A 2650-nucleotide genomic window follows, 5' to 3' on the forward strand; every position below is an offset into this window, starting at 1 on the left:
GCTTCACCGGCAAGCTTGGAATACAGTTCGCAGATTTCTTCCGCCAGGTATTCCCCCTGCGGCCCCGGCATGCCGCACCGGACAAAGCCGCTTTCTGACCACAGACAATGTGGCCCGCTTTATCCGCACGGGCAGCCTCTTTCTGGGCCGTGAAATGGCCCAAAACGAAGTTACGCTGGTGGACTTGTAGGGCGTCATTTATTTTCAATCATTTCACCATACTATTCACGCTTTTTTACGGCGCGCCGGGCAAGCTTGTGAAAAAAAATCAGCCCGCTAATGACGAAAAGCCAGAGCAGGCGCGGCATTCAGTGCTTTTTCGTTGACAGGAAAACGCCGCTAACGTAATGAGACTACAGTCTGACGGCGCTAAAAGCGTCACTGCCTGCAAATTCCCATGGCGCGCGTATGCCCGGGTCGGCATAGCGCGACTGCCCCATGCGCGAAAGGCCCGTCGGGCCACCTCCCCGGTTATTCCGATGTGCCGCCCGATATGGATAGTCAGGGAACAAACCGAAATCCTTTTATGGAGTAAGAATCATGACTAAAGCTGAGCTTGTCGAAAAAATCCATGCCAAAGCTGGCCTTCCCACCAAGGCCAAAGCTGAAGAAGCCCTTGACGCCGTTGTCGCCGCACTTCGCGAAGCCCTTGCTGCCGGCGAATCCGTAACCTTCACCGGTTTCGGCAGCTTCAAGGTTGTGGAACGCGCCGCCCGCAAGGGTCGCAACCCCCGCACCGGCATGGAAATCACCATCCCGGCCAGCAAGGTTGCCAAATTCACGCCCGGCAAGGGCCTGAAAGACGCCATTAAATAATCACGGCGTAGCAAGTTTTTTAACGGCGCGTTTCCAGACTGGACAATGCGCCGTCTTTTTTTCCGCAAAAAACATGCGCTGCCGCGCGCAAGGACGGGATGAAAGGACGGCTGCATCTTTGCAGGCGTGTGTATTGAGTTTCCGCCCGGAATGCATTACTAGAGCATTGCTGGCACTGATGTGCCCACCCTGCGGAGGGGTGGCAGAGCGGTTGATCGCGGCGGTCTTGAAAACCGTTGAAGGTGTGAGCCTTCCGGGGGTTCAAATCCCTCCCCCTCCGCCATGAAGTTACAAGAAGCCCCGGCGCGCATGCGCCCGGGCTTCTTTTTTGTCGTCCGCGCCCCGACCGGCGGCTGCGCGACCCTGCAAAAACGCCGTGCATGCCGCAGCACTTCCTGAGCTGTTGCGAAGACGCGCAACAACAGGTATGGTAAATAATTCTTTTTATCTAACAGCGGTCTGAGCGGCGCCACGCCCTCAGGATGCTGCCATGCGCCGCCAGGCCGGACACTTGCTGTTCTCGGCCTTGGCGAAGTGCTGCGTCTGTGCAGGCATGGCTTGCTCATTTTTTTTCTAACCATGTATCACCAGACCCTCCCCATCCGTAAAAGTATTCCGCCATTGCGCCCGCAGGCATCCCGGCCCGAAAAAAACCGGTTTGTCAGGCTCACCGCAGCGGCGGAAATTTTTGCGCTCTTTCTTATGGCAGCACCTGAACACAGGCCCAAGAACGTACTTCACGAACCTGGTTGACAGCCCCATTAACGGCGGCCACGTCCACTCCCCCCAACAACAACCATAACAGCCCTGTATCGCCGCCCGGCGGGAGCAGTTGCCCGCCCACGGCCGGAGAATCACATGTTCAAAAACATCAGCATCGCCCAACGGATCACCTGTTTTGTCGCTCTGATGATAGCCATGATCATCGCCATGGCGGTTCTGTCCTTTTTCATGACCAGCAGCGTCATCAAGGAAGGAACCTCGGTTGCCAGAAACCAGCTGCTGGACTCGCAGCGCGCACGCATCAAGGACGTCACCCAGGCATCGGCGCTGGGCCTGGCTGCCATGACCAGAGGCCTGCCCCAGCAGGAGCAGTTGCGCGTTATCGCCGATTATGTGGAAAAATCCCGCTTTGAGGACGACGCCTCCGGCTATTTTTATGTCTATGAGGGCACTGTCAACGTGGCCCATCCCACGCAAAAGCAGCTTATCGGCAAAGACCTGTCCGGCACTGCCGACAAGCAGGGCGTTCGCTATGTGGTAGAGCTGAACAAGGCGGCGGCAAAAGGCGGCGGCTTTGTGGACTTTGTCTTTCCCAAGCCCGGCGCGGGCGATGTTTTCAAGCTTGGCTATGCGGAAAAGATAGAAGGCACGCCCTACTGGATCGGCACGGGCGTATATATTGATAACGTGGACAAAGAAGAACGCCGGCTGCACAGCACCATGAACAGCCTGCTTACCCGCACCCTCGGCACGTATGGCGGCGGCTTTCTTGCGGCCTTGCTGCTGCTCGTCATTCCTCTTTCCTACCGTCTGGCAACGTCCATCACCCGTCCCCTGGCAGAAATCACCGGGCAGGCCCGTGCCGTTGCCGCAGGCAATCTTGATGTGGCAATCACTCCTGACGGCAAGGACGAAATCGCCCTGCTGGAGCAGGCATTGCGCGACATGGTGGACAAACTGAAAAAACTTATCAACGAAACAGCCGCCAAAAGCCGTCAGGCTGACGAGGCGGCCCAGGAGGCCAGGACTGCTCAGGGGCAGGCTGAACAGGCCGGACGGGAGGCGCAAGCAAAGGCAGACGCCATGCTTGTGGCCGCCGACAGGCTGGAGC

2 protein-coding genes, 1 tRNA gene and 1 pseudogene are annotated in these 2650 nt (G+C 57.7%); all 4 read left to right on the forward strand.

Annotated elements, in window-relative coordinates:
- Window positions 1-190: pseudogene (locus V6C16_RS10975) on the forward strand (hypothetical protein); the annotation flags it as partial.
- 350 nt (window positions 191-540) lie between these two features.
- A complete protein-coding gene (locus V6C16_RS10980) occupies window positions 541-816 on the forward strand; it encodes an HU family DNA-binding protein (RefSeq protein WP_012623739.1) in 276 nt (91 codons plus the stop codon).
- A 193-nt stretch (window positions 817-1009) separates the two neighbouring features.
- Window positions 1010-1099 (forward strand) — tRNA-Ser (locus V6C16_RS10985).
- A 575-nt stretch (window positions 1100-1674) separates the two neighbouring features.
- Window positions 1675-2650: cache domain-containing protein (locus V6C16_RS10990; protein WP_333543212.1), on the forward strand; the 976-nt coding region annotated here is incomplete at its 3' end.

It is taken from the genome of Desulfovibrio sp. 1188_IL3213, assembly GCF_036763145.1.
GTDB lineage: Bacteria > Desulfobacterota > Desulfovibrionia > Desulfovibrionales > Desulfovibrionaceae > Desulfovibrio.